Annotated in this window: 19 protein-coding genes and 1 pseudogene; 12 read left to right on the top strand and 8 right to left on the bottom strand. The window is 62.2% G+C overall.

The features are described from left to right. Window positions 1-11 precede the first annotated feature (11 nt). On the bottom strand, window positions 12-332 hold the full coding sequence (locus tag QX051_RS02295) for a hypothetical protein (protein ID WP_315774888.1): 321 nt from the start codon (window positions 330-332) through the stop codon (window positions 12-14). A 27-nt stretch (window positions 333-359) separates the two neighbouring features. Here QX051_RS02295 and QX051_RS02300 point away from each other — a divergent pair, with 27 nt between their 5' ends. From QX051_RS02300 to QX051_RS02335, 8 genes are all read left to right on the top strand, one after another. Beyond that, window positions 360-698 (top strand): helix-turn-helix transcriptional regulator, encoded by a 339-nt coding sequence (locus QX051_RS02300; protein ID WP_315774890.1) that lies wholly within the window; start codon window positions 360-362, stop codon window positions 696-698. Between the two features lie 355 nt (window positions 699-1053). Beyond that, window positions 1054-1284: a hypothetical protein gene (locus QX051_RS02305; RefSeq protein ID WP_315774891.1), complete on the top strand. Its 231-nt coding sequence runs from the start codon at window positions 1054-1056 to the stop codon at window positions 1282-1284. A 43-nt stretch (window positions 1285-1327) separates the two neighbouring features. Beyond that, entirely contained in the window at window positions 1328-1606 is a 279-nt protein-coding gene (locus QX051_RS02310; protein WP_315774892.1) for a hypothetical protein, read from the top strand. Beyond that, window positions 1603-1788 carry a hypothetical protein gene (locus QX051_RS02315; protein ID WP_315774893.1) on the top strand — a complete coding sequence of 62 codons (186 nt, stop codon included), beginning with the start codon at window positions 1603-1605 and terminating at the stop codon, window positions 1786-1788. Before QX051_RS02310 ends, QX051_RS02315 begins: the two co-directional genes overlap by 4 nt. 260 nt (window positions 1789-2048) lie before the next feature. Beyond that, window positions 2049-3206, top strand: a complete 1158-nt coding sequence (locus tag QX051_RS02320) for a site-specific integrase (RefSeq protein WP_315774894.1) — start codon at window positions 2049-2051, stop codon at window positions 3204-3206. A 31-nt stretch (window positions 3207-3237) separates the two neighbouring features. After that, on the top strand, window positions 3238-4119 hold the full coding sequence (locus tag QX051_RS02325; protein WP_315774896.1) for a hypothetical protein: 882 nt from the start codon (window positions 3238-3240) through the stop codon (window positions 4117-4119). A 224-nt stretch (window positions 4120-4343) separates the two neighbouring features. Continuing rightward, window positions 4344-5081, top strand: a complete 738-nt coding sequence (locus tag QX051_RS02330) for an FkbM family methyltransferase (RefSeq protein WP_315774897.1) — start codon at window positions 4344-4346, stop codon at window positions 5079-5081. A gap of 472 nt (window positions 5082-5553) precedes the next feature. Next, window positions 5554-5715, top strand: coding sequence for a hypothetical protein (locus QX051_RS02335; RefSeq protein WP_315774898.1), 162 nt, complete (start codon window positions 5554-5556; stop codon window positions 5713-5715). Between the two features lie 82 nt (window positions 5716-5797). Here QX051_RS02335 and QX051_RS02340 read toward each other — a convergent pair whose 3' ends face one another. The 3 genes from QX051_RS02340 to QX051_RS02350 form a co-directional block, all read right to left on the bottom strand. After that, window positions 5798-6010 carry a hypothetical protein gene (locus tag QX051_RS02340; RefSeq protein WP_315738059.1) on the bottom strand — a complete coding sequence of 71 codons (213 nt, stop codon included), beginning with the start codon at window positions 6008-6010 and terminating at the stop codon, window positions 5798-5800. 122 nt (window positions 6011-6132) lie between these two features. Beyond that, on the bottom strand, window positions 6133-6606 hold the full coding sequence (locus tag QX051_RS02345) for a hypothetical protein (RefSeq protein WP_315774899.1): 474 nt from the start codon (window positions 6604-6606) through the stop codon (window positions 6133-6135). A 149-nt stretch (window positions 6607-6755) separates the two neighbouring features. Next, on the bottom strand, window positions 6756-8792 hold the full coding sequence (locus QX051_RS02350; RefSeq protein WP_315774900.1) for an acyltransferase family protein: 2037 nt from the start codon (window positions 8790-8792) through the stop codon (window positions 6756-6758). 1129 nt (window positions 8793-9921) lie between these two features. Between QX051_RS02350 and QX051_RS02355 the strand changes: the two genes are divergently transcribed. Together QX051_RS02355 and QX051_RS02360 are read left to right on the top strand one after the other, a co-directional pair. Continuing rightward, window positions 9922-10077, top strand: coding sequence for a hypothetical protein (locus QX051_RS02355; protein ID WP_315738062.1), 156 nt, complete (start codon window positions 9922-9924; stop codon window positions 10075-10077). Window positions 10078-10342: 265 nt separating this feature from the next. Beyond that, complete coding sequence (locus QX051_RS02360; protein WP_315738063.1) at window positions 10343-10618, top strand: hypothetical protein; 276 nt, start codon at window positions 10343-10345, stop codon at window positions 10616-10618. A gap of 85 nt (window positions 10619-10703) precedes the next feature. Here the strand turns inward: QX051_RS02360 and QX051_RS02365 are convergent, their stop codons facing one another. Together QX051_RS02365 and QX051_RS02370 are read right to left on the bottom strand one after the other, a co-directional pair. Beyond that, complete coding sequence (locus QX051_RS02365; protein ID WP_315738064.1) at window positions 10704-11072, bottom strand: PRC-barrel domain-containing protein; 369 nt, start codon at window positions 11070-11072, stop codon at window positions 10704-10706. Between the two features lie 72 nt (window positions 11073-11144). After that, on the bottom strand, window positions 11145-11309 hold the full coding sequence (locus QX051_RS02370; RefSeq protein ID WP_315738065.1) for a hypothetical protein: 165 nt from the start codon (window positions 11307-11309) through the stop codon (window positions 11145-11147). 211 nt (window positions 11310-11520) lie between these two features. Between QX051_RS02370 and QX051_RS02375 the strand changes: the two are divergent. Further along, window positions 11521-11948 (top strand): annotated as a pseudogene (locus QX051_RS02375) (SDR family oxidoreductase); the annotation flags it as partial. A gap of 10 nt (window positions 11949-11958) precedes the next feature. On the opposite strand, the gene QX051_RS02380 reads toward QX051_RS02375, so the two are convergent. Both QX051_RS02380 and QX051_RS02385 read right to left on the bottom strand, forming a co-directional pair. After that, on the bottom strand, window positions 11959-12090 hold the full coding sequence (locus QX051_RS02380; RefSeq protein ID WP_315756589.1) for a hypothetical protein: 132 nt from the start codon (window positions 12088-12090) through the stop codon (window positions 11959-11961). A gap of 24 nt (window positions 12091-12114) precedes the next feature. After that, window positions 12115-12306: a hypothetical protein gene (locus QX051_RS02385; RefSeq protein ID WP_315770763.1), complete on the bottom strand. Its 192-nt coding sequence runs from the start codon at window positions 12304-12306 to the stop codon at window positions 12115-12117. A 649-nt stretch (window positions 12307-12955) separates the two neighbouring features. Between QX051_RS02385 and QX051_RS02390 the strand changes: the two genes are divergently transcribed. Further along, entirely contained in the window at window positions 12956-19135 is a 6180-nt protein-coding gene (locus QX051_RS02390; RefSeq protein WP_315770875.1) for a HAMP domain-containing protein, read from the top strand. Window positions 19136-19143: the final 8 nt, after the last annotated feature.

Below are 19143 nucleotides of genomic sequence, written 5' to 3' on the forward strand. Positions count from 1 at the left end.
TACGGTGCGGGTCATGGCAGCACCTCATCACCAGCAGCGGACGGCAGGCGCTGCACGACGCCCGCAAGCGCGACAGGGTCCGGCTCGATCATTTGCCAGAGGCTGTCAGGCGCATCGGCGCCGATGGCAGACAGAGCGGCCTTCAGGACTACGTAGGTCTTCGGCGGGAATTTGCCGGACGATTTGTAGCAGTGGACCGCCGGGTACTTCCCGCCGGTCAGTGTCATGATCGCTTCGATGCCGAGAGCGTCGAAGATCTGTTCGGTGGTTTCAAGGCGTCGGGGGATGTCCATAACCCCGACCGCTATCAAAATTATTTTGAAACTCAACAACCAAGTTTCTTTAATGGGATTTTAGCGATGCCTGCGCCATCCTTCGCGGCGATGAAAAAGCCGCCTGCGAAGCAACCCGAAACGCCGCCAGATCGTGAACGCACTCAAAGGCTTAAACGACTGCGCGAGATCACGAGCGGTAGCAGCCAGACGGCCTTCGCAAAAAAGTTGGATATATCCCCTGCCCGCTGGAACAATTTCGAGCGCGGCGCCCCGCTCAGCATCGAAATCGCGCAAAAGCTAGTGCGAATCATCCCCGGACTGTCCCTCGACTGGCTCTACAACGGCGAGCGGAGGGGCCTCAGCGTCGACCTTGATCGGCGTCTGCACGAGCCGGAGGCTGGCGACGATTCCGCGCGCGCCTGAGAGCGACGCCGGCTCACGCTCCGGCACAAGGAAATTCTCAACAACGTCCCGCATGTAGGCGATGACGAGCAGCGCGTCGTCTACATCCTCAGGCAACTGAGCCACGAGCGACAGCGCATGTCGCCGGTGCCAGGCCTCCCCTTTCTTCCCCATTCCCAACCCCGCCTTGCGGCATGCCGTCCGAGCGAGCCCCATCCGCTTTCAAAAATATTTTGAGTTATTGGATTGAGTTTCAAAAATATTTTGATAGAAATGCGTGGCATCGCAGGCGGCCAGGTCGATCCTTCCTAATTGTCTTAACTGTGCTCGCCTACCTCCGGTGGCGCAAGCCATGGCTAACGAAAGGTTAGTTCCGATGGTTAACAGACAGAAACAAACCTTTCGCTGGCGGCGCGAGCAGCTACTGCGGCACGGCCCGCAGGAGACCCATGCCCCGCTGGCCGCCGCGCTCGTCGTCATCGTGTTGGCTGCGATGGTGCCGCTTGCCGGCGCCGGACTGATTGCACGCCTCGCATCGTCGGAGCGTCCGGCCTGCTCCGACAGGTCTATTCTCGCCGTCCTGACCGACTGCGCGGTGGCGCGATGATCATCAGACGGTCTGCCCTCCTCGCCCGCATCGAGGCCGCGTCGTGAAGCTGAAACATCCAGTGCAACGGGTCACCTATATCACCAAGCGTGGCGAGCGCCGCATCTACGAATATCACCGCAAGCCGTGGCCGAGCACGGTCGATCAGTGCATCGCCATGCTGGCGCGGGGGCCGCTGCACCGGGAAGGCAACGCTCTGTGGCGCGCCGCCGGCCGCGGACGCCGCTTCAGAAACGCCACCGTCGAGAAAGCGATCGCGCGCGGCCTGGCCGAGCGCAGGGGCGATAAGATCTTCCTGGTCATTCGCGAGGCGGCAGAATGAGCGTGATCACTGTCATGGCCATGCACCTCGACGAGGAGCTCCAGGCGCGCGGCGTGTTCGGCATCGGCCGCGCGGATTGCGCCGAGATCTTGCGCGCCGTCATCGAGCGCACGTCCGAGGTTGCCGAGAAGGCCGTCGCCGCCGTCCATGGCCTGCCCGCGCGCGATCCACCGAAGGCCTGACGCGCCATGCCCCTGCCAGCCCTTCCGGCCGCCCTGGAGGCCCATTTCGCCATCCAGGCGACAATCGGGCTGCCGGAGCTCTGCCGCCTGCTCCCCATGGACCGCAAGACGCTGGCGCGGCATATTGAGGCCGGGCGGCTCACCGGGCGGATCAAGGGATGCGGTCGGAAGAAGCCCCGCCGCGTGTTCATGCCACGCGACGTGGTCGCCTTCCTCGAGGCCCTGGCCGTCCCGGAGCCAGCCCAGCCGAAAGCGCGCTCATGTCCATCTACCAGACCCGGAAGAGCCCCTACTGGCAGTACGACTTCGAGATCGAACATTTTCGCTTTTACGGCTCAACCAAGCTCCGGGATGAACGTCAGGCTCAGACCTTCGAGGACGCGCGCAAGATCGAGGCCCGCGCCCTCGTCGAGCGACTGAAGGCCGAGGGCTCGTCGCCCCTTACGCTCAAGGCTGCCTGCGACCGCTGGTGGACCGAGCACGGCTCGAACCTGGCCGATCAGCGCATCCGCAGCGTGCTCGATCGCCTGGTCGAGATCATGGGCGCGCGGACCTATCTGCACACCATCAACGATGACGCCGTCTCGCGCATGGTCGCCGAGCGGCGCAAGGATACCAGGCGCGATCGCACCGTGGTCGAGAACGGCCGCAAGGTCGTCCTGCGCCGGCCGATCACCCCGCGCACGGTCAATCGCACCATCGACCTCTTGCGTCAGGTCATGTACCGCGCCGCCGACAATTGGAACGCGGCGATCGTCAAGATGCCGAAATGGCGCAAGCACCGGCTGAAGCAGGTGAAGCGCCACATCCGCGAGATCTCGGCTGCCGAGGAAGCGACGCTCGACGCCGCCGAGGACCGCGATTATGCCGATGTCAGGCGGTTTGCGATCATCACAGGCCTGCGCAAGGGCAACCTGTTCCTGACGTGGCCGCAGGTCGATTTCGAGCTTGCCGTGATCCGCGTCATCACCAAGGGCGGCCAGCCGCGGGTGATCCCGTTGACCAAGGAAGCCTACCAGATGCTGTGGCGCCGCCGCGGCGATCATCCAGTCCACGTCTTCACCTTCGTCGCCCAGCGCACCTGGAAGCAGCATCCGAAGAACGGCGAAGAACGGATCAAGGGCCAGCGCTATCCCATGACCTACTATGGCTTCACCACCCACTGCCGGAAATGGAAGAAGCACGGCGTCACTGCGCGCATCCATGACCTCCGCCATACGACTGGGATGCGGACGTTACGCAAGACGCGAAACTTAAAGGTCGTGCAGACCTTACTTGGCCACACTGACATCAAGACAACGGCGACCTTCTACACGGATGCGCTGGTCGAGGACCTGCGGGAGGCGATGGAGGAGGTCAATCAAGATTCGCAGAAAGTACTCTCAGGAACTTCCAAAACTCATCCTTCGCGGAATTGAATATTTCAGGCTCTTAAGCACGGGAATAGCTATGTACGTTGCTGATTTTGTCAAACAGTGTGTGCTGTTTATTGGCAATCGAGATGACAACACGAATGAATTCGTTCCGCGGGGAACTGGATTTATTGTGACGCTCAAAGAAGGTCCTCTGGGGTTTCGTTATCTGGTCACTGCCGAACATGTGATCCGAAGCATCATCAGCCGCGGATGGGACGTACTGGTTCGTTCCAACCTACTTGAAGGTGGAGTGCGAGAAGACAGTTGGGCGGGCGCTCGCTGGTACACGCATCCCACTGAATCGTGTGACGTCGCAATTGCAACGATAGACATGCTGCCGGACGAAGAGTTTAAGCAAATCGTCCTCCGGAGCGATGAGCCAGACCGAGGAATAGCTGCGACTGCTGAAGCAATGAAGCAGAACCGGTGGGGGCTTGGCGACGAAGTACTAATCGTTGGCCTGTTTATAAGCCACTACGGCCGACGGCGGAATGTTCCGATTGTTCGTGTTGGAAATCTTTCAATGATGAGGGAGGAGCCCGTCTATACCAGGTATTGCGGCGAACTTGATGCCTATCTAGTCGAAGCTCGCTCAATAGGTGGCATCAGCGGCTCTCCTGTATTCCTTCATACTCCGCTTCCAAATTCAGTGAATGCTACGCAAATTCGGTTGTTGGGCCTCGTGCACGGCCATTTTGATGTGTCCGGTCTCACCGGTGAACGCGACGAGGAGACTGAGGGGAGAGCCCGCGGGGGCATCAATACGGGCATCGGCGTAGTCATTCCCGTGGAACGGATTCTGGAGACTTTGGATCAGGCAGAACTCGTCGCAATCCGCAGATCCGCTGTGGTCGAAGCTAAGGGCGCCGAGGACCCAAAGAGTCCCGGAAGATTCGCCGCACCAGAAGGTGGTTGATAATCAACTCATTGTCAGTACTGAATAATTTCCCACGTGAGTTGATGCTTTCTACTCCGCGGGTTGCAGGTTCGAGTCCTGCTGGGATCGCCAGTCGCCACGCCAGCGCCATCGTGGCGCCCCGCCGCTCGTCCATTTCGAAACATTGCCGTGAACGACAGGGCGTGCGCACCCAAGCTTGCCTTCGTTTGGCGCACGCGTGGCCATGGCATTGGGGGGCTCGGTTGGCGAAACATGAGGCATCCCGGTTTCTGGTGAGAATTTTGCGGTCCAGATTCCGCGACCACAAGACGGAGCTTTCCGAGCTGCGGCGTCACATCCGGCGCGGCGACGTCGTCTGCGACATCGGCGCCAACAAGGGCAGTTTTCTCTACTGGCTGGCACGGTGGTCGGCGCCGGGGCGGGTCGTCGCCTTCGAGCCCCAGCCGGACCTAGCCGAAAGATTAACGCGGCTCTGCAAGCGGTTCTCGCTCGACAACGTCGTGGTCGAACCACGGGCCGTCTATTCGTGCTCCAGCAAGAAGACCCTGTTCGTTCCCGAGGGGCACCAGCCCGGGGCCTCGCTGCTCCGCCCCGCCGAGACCTCGAAGACGATTCAGGTGCAGACGACGTCGTTGGACGACTATCTCCCCGATACGGGAAACGTGTCTGCGATCAAGATTGACGTCGAGGGTGCCGAACTCGACGTGCTGCGCGGCGCCGAGCGCACCTTGCGCCGATGCCGGCCGTTGATCGTGGTCGAGTGCGACCACCGTCTGGCAACGCTCGACAGGGTGAAGGAGACGTTCTTGCTCCTGCGGGGTCTTGGCTATCGAGGCCAATTCCTGAGCCGCGGGAGATTGCTTCCGTTGTCCGGCTTCGACCCGGAGATCCACCAGCGCGCCGATGGCGAATGGTTCTGGAAGCGAAAGGACTACTGCAACAACTTCATCTTCAGGAGCTTGCACGCGCCCACGTCCTGAACTGCGGATGAGCCGGGCTGGTCGATGATGACGTCACAGTCGCTGATCAATCGCCCCTCCCCCGCGCAGGACGAAACATTCCGGGAGCCGATCGAAACCATTTCGCCGCGCCTACGAAGTCGTCGTGAAACAGACCCCCGGCATGTTGCCGAACATCAAATCGACCGTAGGGGTTACCGATGTCCGCGTTGCTGAGCTTCATTTTCGAATCCTATTGCCTGAGCTGCCGGGCGATGTTTCCAGAGCTCAATTCCGATCAGTCGACCGTCGCGGAGTAGCTCGCGGCCGAGTGGCCGGAATTTCGATCCGAGATTGAGCCGCGCGGGCGCCGCCGGACCACTTTGGCTGTCTGCTTGCAGACTGCTCGTCCGGAAAACCAACGCGCATCAAGCTTTGCTCTTCAGCTTAGTGGCGGCTTCCATTTGACGCCGACGCCCTTCATCCGCCACGTCTTAGGCGATGGAGTTGAACCATGTTTGAACTAGCCATGTTTGCCGCAATCTGTTTCATCGCCGCTGTCGCCCTCACGATCATTTACCAGCGGCGTCAGGACGTCCTCTACGGCCCCTATATCGCGGATGTCTCGTGGCCGACGGCGCTGCCCGACGACCGCATCGAAGCGTCGTCACCCTGAACCTGGATGTGCTCCCGGGAGGCACCGGGCAGGCCGTCGCGATCACGCCAGCGATGATTGCCGATCTGCATGACGCCCGGCTTCACAAGCCGATGCGCCCGCCAGAATCGTTGAGCAGCGCATCGAGCCGGTCTGGGCTCATCCTCTGTCCACCCGGCGTCTCTATGCTGACGCAGGCAGCGCCGAGACGCAGATAGGCGTTTGCCGTGAGCAGCGCATCCTGCGCGCTGCGGCACCTGATGGTGGCGATCGCGCTGGCGCTTTCGGCCCGGACGGTGAAGGACGCGGCGGCCATGAGGGGCGGGCTCGTCTGTAAGCGGCGGCTGAAATGAAGCCGAAGCTTATGCGACGGAGCCCGACGGTATCATTGAGGCGGATCAAAGCCGCCGGTCCCAGGCTTCGCTATGGGCGTCCCGCTCAGCTCCGATTCAGCGACAGGCTGATGCGGGTGACGATGCCGTCCCAATCGCGCTCCCAGGCCCGGGGGTAGTTGATCAGCACGCAGTGGACATAGCCCCCAACGAAGTTGCAGCGATTATACCAGACGTAGTCGCCCTTGTAGCTCGACACCGCGAAGAAGCGCGAGGTGACGCGCTTGTACTGGATGTTCGGCGGCGGGTTCTTCTGGGCGAGGAATCGCGCCGGCGACTCCCGGGTGTCATTGGGCATCGACTGCACGGTCAGATTGGCGCGACCGTCCGCGGTCTGGAAGCGCTGGCCATAGCCCCCGGGTTGGCCCGCCGTGTCGCTGAAGATCGAGACGGGAATGTCGACGGACGTGCCGGTCTCCGGGATCCTATAGGTGTTCCAGCGCACCGATTCGGCCGGCGCGGCGTTGCTCCAGCACGCGGCGCATGCAAGCACAGCCATGGCCTTGATGATCGGATTCATGTCTGTCGTCCCCAACGGCTTGAGAAAACATGACGTTGAACCACCTTCGCGGCTCAGCGAAGGCAGCGTCCGCCATCAGCGGCAGGCGAACGCGCGACCCCAGTCGAAGGTTCATGGCTCCCGCAGGTCCCGTGCTCGATCGCTCCTCATCATTGAACCTGGGATGGAGCGACGTTCCGGGTTGCCGTCGGACCGTCGCCAGCCACGAGTTCGTGCGTCCCGGTCTCGGAGGGCTGCCCCAGTCTCCGCAAGAACGCATCCAGTTGCGGCGCGAGTTGCGAAAGGACAAACCTCGACCCTTCCGGGGTGAAATGGATGGTGTCCCAAACAATCGGCGTTTCCGCGTCGATCGTCAGCGGGCAACGCCTCTTGCTGCAAATCGTGTCGAGAATGGAAACGTATTGAACGAGCGGATACGCGCTGGCGATCTCCTTCAAACGGTCGTCCGCCTTGAACGACCCCTCTCTCGGCAAGAGCGAATTGCCGATTGGGACGTGCGTCTGCTCATGGTTGAACAACGTCGGAGCCAAGGGAGCGGGGAACTCGATCGAAGGACCGAGGAGCAGAACTGGAACGCCGGCTTCCTGAGCTGCCGCCAGCAGCGCGTTCAAATACCGATCGACGCCCCGTGCAGGAGGCTGGCCATAGGTTTCGAGATAGGCGCGCCAATTGCCGGAAAGAACGACGCCGTCAAAGCGGTGGGCCCTGATCTGATCGCGTAGCAGCTGATTGACGTCGTTGCAGTTTCGCGAGGTGCTCAGCTTGAGCTCGACGAACGGGGGACAGGCCCCTGACGTAAGCTGCAGAAGATGATAAGCATCGGAGGATAGGTAGCTGCGCAATCCCCAGGCATAATGTGCGGCGAGGCTGTCGCCGGCGAGCAGAATGTTGCGCTTGTTTGCGGCCGGCTTCAGGCACGCATCAAAGTCGTAGGCCGATGGCGGCTCATCGGGCCGCAAGAAGCAGCTGTGCGCACGATAGAACGGCTCCATCGTCCGGGAATCGTACCGGAGCATTCGTGCCTGGGATTGCGGGAAGCGATCGGCGTAGCCGTCATGAGCGACGCCGTGAACTCCGACCGCAATCAGGACGACGGCAATGCCCGCGATCACCGGGGAGCCACGCACGCCAACCCACTCCGTTCGCGCGCGTGCCGGCCGCTCGACGATGATGTAAGAGAGATAGGCCAGCAGCAGCGAGCACAGCAGAAGCCCGGCGGTAGCAAACGCCGAGGTCGCGGCATCGAGCGGCAGCGCGGCCCTGCCGAGGACGAACACCGGCCAATGCCAAAGATAGAGCGAATAGGACAGACGGCCGAGGAAGGCTCCGGTCTCGCGGAACGGCAGCCGGGGCCTGCCCTGCTCCTGATTGAAGGCGACAATATAGAACGCAGTACCGAGACAGGGAATCAGCGCATGCAACCCGGGGAATCGTGTCTCCGCGCGGAAGATGACCACGGGAATCAGCATGGAGCCCATGCCGGCTGTCGCAAGGATGAGACGCGCCTCGCTTCTGACCGGTGACCATCGATGCAGAAAGAACGCGATGCTTCCGATCAAAAACTCCCAGGCCCGCAGCGGGGCGATGTAGAAGGCGGCAGAGGGCGATTGCTTGATCCAAAGCTCATCGAGCACGCACAGCGCGACCGCGCCGGTGATGACCAGTCCGAGCGACAGCTTCGACGTTGGGTCGGGAAACAGCCTGCTCCAGAGCCAAGTCACAACCGGAAACAGGAAGTAGAACTGCTCCTCCACCGACAATGACCAGGTGTGGATGAGAACCTTCCCGATCGTTGGAAGATCGAAATAGCCGGTCTGCGACCAGAAGAAGATGTTCGACGAAAACAGAAGCGTCGAGACCGCGCTTCCGAAAAACATTCGGTAGTCGCCAGGAGGCGCAAAGAACCACGCGACTATCCCGGTGACGACAATCATCAGGTAGAGCGCCGGAAGCAGGCGCCGCGCCCTTCGTTCGTAGAAGGCGATGAACGAAAACGAATTGGATTGAATGCCGGTCCAGATGAGCCGGGAGATCACATAACCGGAGATGACGAAGAAGATATCGACGCCGACAAACCCGCCGCCAAAGCCTGGCAACTCGAAATGGAATCCAATGACCGAAATCACGGCTACGGCGCGCAGCCAATCGATGTCCGGCCGGTACTCCAAAACCTTTTTGCGCGTCATGCTTGTAGCCTGGGCGGGCCATTCGCCCTAACGAGTTACCTGCTGACATGTCCGCAAATGGATTGCAACGTACCGAAACACACGGAAATACCGTTCTTGGTTGGTGTATCCGAATTGCCGCACCATCTCACGGCCCCGCCGCGTGGGGACGCCGACGGATCGCAGACCCAGCGGGAGGCCATTCGCCTGCGGGGGTCATCCCGCGAGCATCAAGAGAACTCGCACTCGGTCCCGATCCCGGTGCTGACTTCGAGGCGGTGATTGGAAGCCCGACGCGCCAGAGAGAATGGCAGCACCGTCAAGGCCAACATGCCGGCAAGCCGGATCATTCACTGCGCCAGCGCGCCCCCGCCCGACGCAGCTTTCGACACAAGGACCGCTTGTGTGTCCGTGACTGACCAGCCCTCCGCCTTGATTGCTCCGGCTTGGCAACGCGCTGTCGTCACGCGGGCAGACGTGCCGCGCGTACTCCCTCGATCATCATCCACGAAACGCCTGCCACGCTGACGCCTCAACTAGGCTCGACGCGAGACGCACGCGGGATCCACGCTCGATGATTGTGCGGCTGTTGTTTGATGAGCACACCCACCCGCGAGATTTCAGCGACCGCCTTCCGTCGTCACCACTCACATGATACCAATCATGCCAAAGAAGCTGGCGAGCGAGTGGCGACATCGCCATAGCCGTTAACACCTCGCCACAAATCGGCCGAGGTCGAGGTGGGCTGCCTCTATACTTCGAGTTGCTTTTGCAACCGCATTGGCGTCGTACCTCGGACAGTGCTTTTCGGCACCGGCCCGCGCAGGCTGCGCGCGCCTAAACCGCTTCCCTGAAGGAATTTGGCTTAAAAACGTGCGACGCCGCGTCTCCGCAACCTGGCAACTTCTTTCAACAGCCAAAACGTGCAACAATACTGCACGCAACTAATATCAACCTCAGATTTAATTTACTGATCATTTACTTTCCGCAACTTTGCCCCAAAAACTGCACGATGCTGGGTTCCTCTTTCACAATTAGAACTCTTCTGGGGCCCTACAAAAACCACCTCCCCAGAAACGGGATCTAACAACCTCGGATATACTTTTCAAAACTCACTCTCCGTCTTCGTTTCGCGTACAGAGGTCCCACAATGACAACACTCATCAAGGCTCTCCCGACCCATCTCGAAGAGACTCGTATCGACTCCGAGAAGCTGCGCACGATCCTGATGCTCTGCGGCGCCACTGCGTTTGGCTTCATTCTCCACGCCACCTACGGTCTCGATCTCAGCTACGCCTTCTTCTGATTTGATCAGTCTGCCGGTCGAGGCTGGCGGCTCTTCATTGCCGGACGCAATCGGCGTCGGTCCGGGCTCGCGGGGTTATTGAACGGCCCCGCGCGTCGCCTTTTTGAAGTGATACGCGCCACGCGAAGAATATGGCAGATGCCGTCCATTGCAGGCTTGATCGTGCTTTTGCACAGCTTGGCCGCGCCGCTCCCACAATTCCGCCGCGACGACGCGACACGCTGAGGGTGTTGAGGATTGCGGTTGCTTGAGGACGAGTAGCGTCATGCGTTCACCAGTATATGATCTCTATCAGATGAAGCAGGATCGCTTGCCGAAAGGAGCCCGTTCGGCATGGCTGAGGACGAGGCCGAATGAGCCGCCGCCCGCCGCCGACGACTGGGTCTTCGTCGGCAAGGAACGGCATCCGAGCCGGTGGACGGTCGCGGAGATGAATGAAAAAGGCACCTGCTACCGCGAGATCCCGATCTGGCTTTCGAGCCGCCGCAGCATGATGGCTGGATCGGCGGCCGAAAGCGGTGCTCAGCCGCCGGCCGCCTGAGATTCATCGGAGATCGCTGACGATGGCCGCTACACGCCACGTTCGTCAGCAAGCCTCGTCAGGGCAATGAACGGGATCGGCGGTCCTACGCGAGCTGGACGCCGTAATAGTCGTCGACCTTGCGCCCCGCCCCGGCATCCCCCCAGTCCCACTCACGCTCGTCGGAATATTTCGGCGCGCCTCGCAGTTGGTTCTCGGTCACGCCGGTAACGTATCCGCCGAGTCGCGTGTCGTACTTCAGGGATTGCCAGGGCAACGGGTAGTGATCATTGCCAAGCCCGAGGAAACCGCCGAAGCCCAGGACGGCATACGAGACCCGCCCACTCAGCTTGTCGATCATCACGCGTTCGATGGTGCCGATCTTGGTGTCGTCGGCGCCATAAACGGCCGTGCCTTCGACCTTGTCGCTTCCAATCAGGTTGCCATATTCGCGTTCATCGAGCATCGACGTCATGTGGTCCTCCCGGTGCGAGTGGATCAATAACGTTCGGCCGTCACCGGCCGTTCCCAAGAGCCTGAAGCGCTCTCAGTCGGCCTCCGACGGGTTACCGTCCTGCTCGGGATGACGTGTCGCCTCGCGGGACGGAGCATCCGGAGATGTGGTCTTATGAACCTGCTGCGCACGCTCCTTGTCGGCGGGCTGATCCTCACCGCGTCCTGTCCTGACGATGCCTTGGCCTTGCTGCGCCATCGGATGGCTCTCCTTGGTTGGTGATCCACGAAGGGCGCCGGATTGGATAGCGCTGACGCCGCTGCGATTCGATCGAAACGACGCGGGCCGCGCCTGTTCGTTCCCTCCTTGAGCCAACAGGCCGCAGAGCCGACCGCGCATCTGGCGCAACACGGTGCTTTGAGCGATCCAAACGAAACGTTGGCGATCTCAGGCTGTTGACCACGTCCCTCGAGAGGAGACGTTCTGCCGGCGGCTGGTGCAACAGGCCGTCGAAGCACTCGGCGGACTCGACATTGTCGTCAATAACACCCGCGCGGCAGCAGACGCGTCAGTCGACCCTGGATGTCTCGTCCGAAGATTTCGACGCGACGATGAAAACCAATATCTATGCCCCGTTCTGGATCATCAAGGCCGCCCTGCCCCATCTGAAGCCGGGATCGGTCACCATCGGCACCTCGTCCGAGCAGGCCTATGATGGCTCTGCGGATCTCTACGACTATGCGCGAACAAAGGCGGCGACCCATGAACTATGTGAAGTCGTTGGCCAAGCAGCTCGGACCGAAGGCCATACGCGTGAACGCCGTCGCGCCCGGGCCGATCTGGACGCCGCTTCAGGTCTCCGGCGGGGCCACGATGGAGAAGATGGAGAAGTTCGGCTGCCGCTGGTTCAGATGTGGGTGATGGGCTGCGGCAGCGAATACGCTTCCGTATGCACCTGACGAATCGTCGTGAACGCGGCGACGGCCGAGGCCAGGCTAAAGGCCGTCAGCAGCGCAATGAGAACGGTGCGGGGGGTCATGGGACGCTCCTCCATCCAGATTGGTTACTCGCGTAGCGCGGTCCGGTACTCGCCGAGCGGTGCGATTTCGCCATCGAGCCAATCCTGCTGGAGCGCGAGCGCTTTCCAACCTTGGGCCATGCGTCGATAGCGCCGGAACGCCGGCTCTCCGTCGGCGCGCTCCGCGAGCTGGAGACAGTTGTCTGCGTTCTCTCTGAAAAGATCCGATCGTTTCATCTCAATCAGCTGGGAGCCACGGCGGACCGCCGCAACTCTGTTACACGATATTAATGTTCGCTCTGCGCTGGTGGAACATGGCGCACGTTGCAGCGCGGTCCTGCTCAGAAGCGACGCGACACTGCCAACGTGAAGGGCCTGCATTCTTAGGCGTCTCGGGATCTTCGGATCCGTCGGCATCTCGGCGCCATTGCTTCCGGCATCCCCGTCTCTGCCGTGGTTTCCATTGCTAGTCCCCTTCGGAGGCATCAAGACGGCAGCAATAGCGAACTTGAGGCGGGTTCTCCTCTTACTCGAATGAGACGCGCCCCCTTTCCCCGTTCCAATGGAAATCGCCTCCTTCGTCAGCGACGAATACATGGGAACCCTTTTCCTGGATTGGAGTTGAAGCACTCGCGCCAGTAAAGGCCGGTTCCATTAGCCTTGGAAATCGGCATCCTGGCTTGATTTGAGTAGTTGCGGCGGCTTCTATGGCCGCCGGCTATCCGAGTCTCGGATTTTTGCTGGTAGACGGTCTGCCACGGGGAACTTGATGAGCGATCTCGATTCTGCTGCCAGTCCGATGCCCGAGCGCCAAGGGTTTGGCCGCCAAGGCAACGGAGCCGAGGCGGCCGATGCCAGCCAGGACCTGCTCCGCGCTCTCCAGGCCATGCGTTCCGGAGATTTCTCCGTGCGTATGGGCGGCGACTATCTCGGCATCGACGGCAAGATCGCCGACACGTTCAACGAGATCATTGCGGCCAACGAGCGGATGGCGCAGCAGCTCGAGCGCGTCGGCCAGGTCGTGGGACGGGAGGGAAAGACGCGCCAGCGCGTGCGGTTCGGCATCGCAAGCGGCTCCTGGGCGGATATGGAGAGCTCGATCAACACGTTGATCGACGATCTTCTATGGCCCACCCGTGAGGTGACGCGCGCGGTTGCCGCCGTGGCCCAAGGCGACCTCCTGCAGACCGTGAAACTGGACGTCGATGGCCGGCCTCTGGGCGGCGAGTTCCTGCAGTCGGCGACCATCGTCAACACGATGATCAAACAGCTCAGCGTCTTCACGTCCGAAGTGACCCGCGTGGCGCGCGAGGTCGGCACCGAGGGCAAGCTCGGCGGCCAGGCCCAGGTTCCCGAAGTCACGGGCGTCTGGAAGGACCTGACCGAGAGCGTCAACTCCATGGCCAACAATCTCACCGGCCAGGTCCGCAACATCGCGGAGGTGACGATCGCAGTCGCCAATGGCGACCTATCGAAGAAGATCACGGTCGACGTTCGTGGCGAGATCCTGCAGCTGAAGGAAGCCATCAACACGATGGTCGATCAGCTCAGGTCGTTCGCGTCGGAGGTGACGCGTGTGGCGCGCGAGGTCGGCACCGACGGCAAGCTCGGAGGTCAGGCCATCGTTCCCGGCGTTGCCGGCACCTGGAAGGACCTCACCGACTCCGTCAACGCGATGTGCGGCAACCTCACCGCTCAGGTCCGCAATATCGCCAACGTCACCACTGCGGTCGCCCGCGGTGACCTGTCACGCAAGATCACGGTCGACGTGCGCGGCGAGATCCTGGAGCTGAAGGACACCATCAACACGATGGTCGACCAGCTCAACGCCTTCGCATCCGAGGTGACGCGCGTGGCGCGCGAGGTCGGCACCGAGGGCAAGCTCGGCGGCCAGGCGCAGGTGCCCGGCGTTGCCGGCACCTGGAAGGATTTGACCGACAACGTGAACTTCATGGCGTCGAACCTGACGGCACAGGTCCGCAACATCGCCGACGTCGCCACGGCCATCGCCAGCGGCGACCTGTCGAAAAAGATCACGGTCAACGTCTCCGGCGAGATCCTTCAGCTGAAGGAAACGCTGAACACAATGGTCGACCAGCTCAATGCGTTCGCCGGCGAGGTCACGCGCGTGGCGCGAGAGGTCGGCACCGACGGTCGGCTCGGCGGCCAGGCCAACGTGCTCGGCGTCGCCGGCACCTGGAAGGATCTCACCGAGAGCGTCAACTCGATGGCGTCGAACCTGACGGCGCAGGTCCGCAACATCGCCGAGGTGACGACCGCCGTCGCCAATGGCGACCTGTCGAAGAAGATCACCGTCGACGTGCGCGGCGAGATTCTGGAGCTGAAGGACACCATCAACACGATGGTCGATCAGCTCAACGCGTTCGCCGGCGAGGTGACCCGCGTCGCGCGCGAGGTCGGCACCGAGGGCAAGCTCGGCGGCCAGGCCATGGTGCGCGGAGTCGCGGGCACCTGGAAGGACCTGACCGACAGCGTCAACTCGATGGCCTCCAACCTGACAGGCCAGGTCCGCAACATCGCGGAGGTCGCCACCGCCGTCGCCAAGGGCGACCTGTCGAAGAAGATCACGGTCAACGTCTCCGGCGAGATCCTTCAGCTGAAGGAGACGTTGAACACGATGGTGGACCAGCTCAACGCCTTCGCCGGCGAAGTGACGCGCGTGGCGCGCGAGGTCGGCACCGACGGCAAGCTCGGCGGACAGGCCGAGGTGCCCGGCGTCGCCGGCACCTGGAAGGATCTCACCGACAGCGTCAACTCGATGGCCGGCAATTTGACGGCGCAGGTGCGCAACATCGCCGAGGTGGCAACGGCCATCGCCGGAGGCGACCTGTCGCGCAAGATCACCGTCGACGTGCGCGGCGAGATCCTGAGCCTCAAAGAGACGCTGAACACGATGGTCGATCAGCTCAACCGCTTCGCGGGCGAGGTGACGCGCGTCGCGCGCGAGGTCGGCACCGAGGGCCGGCTCGGCGGCCAAGCCAACGTGCCCGGCGTCGCCGGCACCTGGAAGGATCTCACCGACAGCGTCAACTCGATGGCCGGCAATCTGACGGCTCAGGTCCGCAACATCGCCGAGGTGACCACGGCGGTGGCGCGCGGCGACCTGTCGCGCAAGATCACCGTCGACGTGAAGGGCGAGATCCTCGAGCTGAAGAACACCATCAACACCATGGTCGATCAGCTCAACGCCTTCGCCTCCGAAGTGACGCGCGTGGCGCGCGAGGTCGGCACCGAAGGCAAGTTGGGCGGCCAGGCCGAGGTGCCGGAAGTCGCGGGCACCTGGAAGGATTTGACCGACAGCGTCAACTTCATGGCCTCGAACCTGACGGCCCAGGTGCGCAACATCGCCGAGGTCGCGACCGCGATCGCCGGCGGCGACCTGTCGAAAAAGATCACCGTCGACGTGCGCGGCGAGATCCTGCTGCTCAAGGACACCCTGAACACGATGGTGGAGCAGTTGCGCTCGTTCGCGGCCGAAGTGACGCGCGTCGCGCGCGAGGTCGGCACCGAGGGCCGGTTGGGCGGCCAGGCCGTTGTGCCCGGCGTCGGCGGCACCTGGAAGGACCTGACTGACAACGTCAACCTGCTCGCCGCCAACCTGACCACGCAGGTCCGCAACATCGCCGAGGTGACCACGGCGGTGGCGCGCGGCGACCTGTCGCGCAAGATCACGGTCGACGTGAAGGGCGAGATCCTCGAGCTGAAGAACACCATCAACACCATGGTCGATCAGCTCAACGCCTTCGCCGGCGAGGTGACGCGCGTGGCACGCGAGGTCGGCACCGAGGGCAAGCTCGGCGGACAGGCGCAGGTGCCGGGCGTTGCCGGCACCTGGAAGGACCTCACCGATACCGTGAATTTCATGGCCGCGAATTTGACCGAACAGGTCCGCGGCATCGTCAAGGTCGTGACCGCCGTCGCCAATGGCGATCTCAAGCAGAACCTCACGGTCAAATCGAAGGGCGAGGTCGCAGCGCTCGCCGAAACCATCAACAACATGACGGAGACGCTGGCGACCTTCGCCGACCAGGTGACGAGCGTTGCCCGCGAGGTCGGCGTCGAGGGCCGGCTCGGCGGCCAGGCCAACGTGCCCGGCGCGGCCGGCACGTGGAAGGATCTGACCGGCAACGTCAACCTGCTTGCGGCCAACCTGACATCCCAGGTGCGCGCCATCGCCGAGGTCGCGACGGCCGTGACCAAGGGCGATCTCACCCGCTCCATCCAGGTCGATGCCCGCGGCGAGGTGTCCGAGCTCAAAGACAACATCAATACGATGATCACCAATCTGAGGCTCACCACCGACCTCAACACGGAGCAGGACTGGCTCAAGACCAACCTGGCCAAGTTCACCAACATGCTGCAGGGCCAGCGCGACCTGACCACCGTCGGCCGCCTGCTGCTGACCGAGCTGACGCCGCTGGTGAACGCCCACCGCGGTGTGATCTACCAGGTCGAGACCGAGTCCACGCCACAGCTGCGCCTGCTTGCCTCATACGCCGATGACGGCATCTATCCTCACCGGACTCACGTCCAGTTCGGCGAGGGGCTGATCGGACAATGCGCGATCGACAAGCGACAGCGGCTCGTCTCCGAGATTCCATCCGACGTCATCCCCGTGGGCTCCGCCCTGCTCCGCGCCGTCCCGAAGAACCTCGTGGTGCTGCCGGTGTTGTTCGAGAACCAGGTCAAGGCGGTGATCGAGCTGGCGTCGCTTAGTTTGTTCACGACGTCGCAGATGACGTTCCTCGAGCAGCTCACCGACTCCATCGGCATCGTGCTCAATTCGATCGAAGCCACGATGCAGACCGAAGGGCTGTTGAAGCAGTCGCAGCAGCTCGCCGCGGAGCTTCAGACCCAGCAGCGCGAGCTGCAACAGACCAACGAGCAGCTCGAGCAGAAGGCGCAACAGCTCGCCGAGCGCAACGTCGAGGTCGAGCGCAAGAACCAGGAGATCGAGCAGGCCCGCCGCGCGCTCGAGGAAAAGGCGACCGAGCTCGCGCTGACATCCAAATACAAGTCCGAGTTCCTCGCCAACATGTCGCATGAGCTGCGCACGCCGCTCAACAGCATCCTGATCCTCGGCCAGCAGCTGACCGAGAATCCGGACGGCAATCTCACCCTCAAGCAGGTCGAGTTCGCCCGCACCATCCATGGCGCCGGCACCGATCTGCTCAATCTGATCAGCGACATCCTCGATCTCTCCAAGATCGAGTCCGGCACCGTGACGGTCGATGCCGAGGAGATCCTCACCACCAACCTCCTGGAAACCGTGGGACGTCCGTTCCGCCACGAGGCGGAAAATCGCCTGCTCGCCTTCAACATCGACGTGGACCCGAACCTTGCGCGTAGCATCGTCACGGATTCCAAGCGCCTGCAGCAGGTGTTGAAGAATCTGCTCTCGAACGCCTTCAAGTTCACCGCCGAAGGAGGGGTGCGCTTGAAGGTATCTGCGGCGCTCGGCGGATGGAGCGCAGAACATCCGGTGCTCAACACTGCGCCGGCCGTGATCGCGTTCGAAGTCTCGGACACCGGCATCGGCATTCCGCAAGACAAGCAGAAGCTGATCTTCGAGGCGTTCCAGCAGGCGGATGCCGGCACGAGCCGCAAATATGGTGGCACCGGCCTCGGGCTCGCGATCAGCCGCGAGCTCGCCAACCTCCTGGGCGGCGAGATCCATCTCAAGAGCGCACCCGGCAAGGGCAGCACCTTCACGCTCTATCTGCCGCTCAAATATTCTGGTCCCGCAACGACGCCGCGCGTCAGCCCAGCATCGCCCGTTCCCTATGTTCAACCCCCAGCCCTACAGCAAGCGGCCGCGCCGGAGCGCGGGATCGAGCCCCCGCCGGACGATCGTCTCGATCTCGAACCCGGCGATACGATCCTGCTCGTGGTCGAGGACGATCCGCACTACGCGCGCGTCCTGATCGACCTTGCGCGCGACAAGGGCTTCAAGGTCCTGATCGCCGGCCGCGGCGCCGAGGCGCTGGACCTCGCCAAGCAGTATCAACCGGCCGCGATCTCTCTCGACGTCTTCCTGCCGGACATGCTCGGCTGGACCGTTCTGAGCCAGCTCAAGCACAATCCGCTGACGCGGCACATCCCGGTGCAGATCATCACGCTCGACGAAGACCGCCAGCACGCTTTGGCGCGTGGCGCGTTCTCCTTTGTCAGCAAGCCTACGACAACGGAAGGCGTCAGCGCGGCCCTGTCGCAGATCAAGGAATACGCCAAGCCGCGACGCAAGCGGCTGCTGATCGTCGAGGACAACGCGGCCGAGCAACTCAGCATCCGCCAGTTGTTGGATCACGACGACATCGAGATCATCGCGGCGGATACGGGAGCTTCGGCGCTCGAGACGCTGCGCAGCGCGCCGTGCGATTGCGTGGTTCTCGATCTGCGGCTGCCAGACATGAGCGGGTTCGACGTACTCGATCAATTGCGCTCCGACGACTTCTTGTCGAGCGTTCCGGTGGTCGTCTTCACCGGGCGGGAATTGTCGGCCGAGGAGGATGCGGAACTGCATACGATGGCGCGCAGCATCGTCGTCAAGGGCGTCGAGTCGCCGGAGCGGCTGCTCGACGAGACGTCGTTGTTCCTACACCGTGTGATTACGGAACTGCCGCTCGAGAAGCAGCGCATGCTGGAGAAGCTGAACAGTTCCGACGAAGATCTGATCGGCAAGACGGTGCTGCTGGTCGACGACGACGCCCGCAACATCTTTGCTCTCTCCAGCGTGCTGGAACGCCGCGGCATGAAAGTGCTGACGGCGACCACCGGAAGCGAAGCGATCGACCTGGTGCAGAGCAATCCCGCGATCTCGATCGTCCTGATGGACATCATGATGCCGCAGATGGATGGTTACCAGACGATCGGCGTCATTAGGCAAAATCCCGCCTTCGTCCGGCTCCCCATCATCGCGTTGACCGCGAAAGCCATGAAGGGAGACCGCGAAAAGTGTCTCGAAGCTGGCGCCTCCGATTATCTGGCAAAACCCGTCAACACCGAGCAGCTGCTCCTTGCGATCCGCATGTGGCTGCACCGCTGAACGGTTCA

The organism is Bradyrhizobium sp. SZCCHNR1053, from assembly GCF_032381235.1.
Taxonomy (GTDB): domain Bacteria; phylum Pseudomonadota; class Alphaproteobacteria; order Rhizobiales; family Xanthobacteraceae; genus Bradyrhizobium.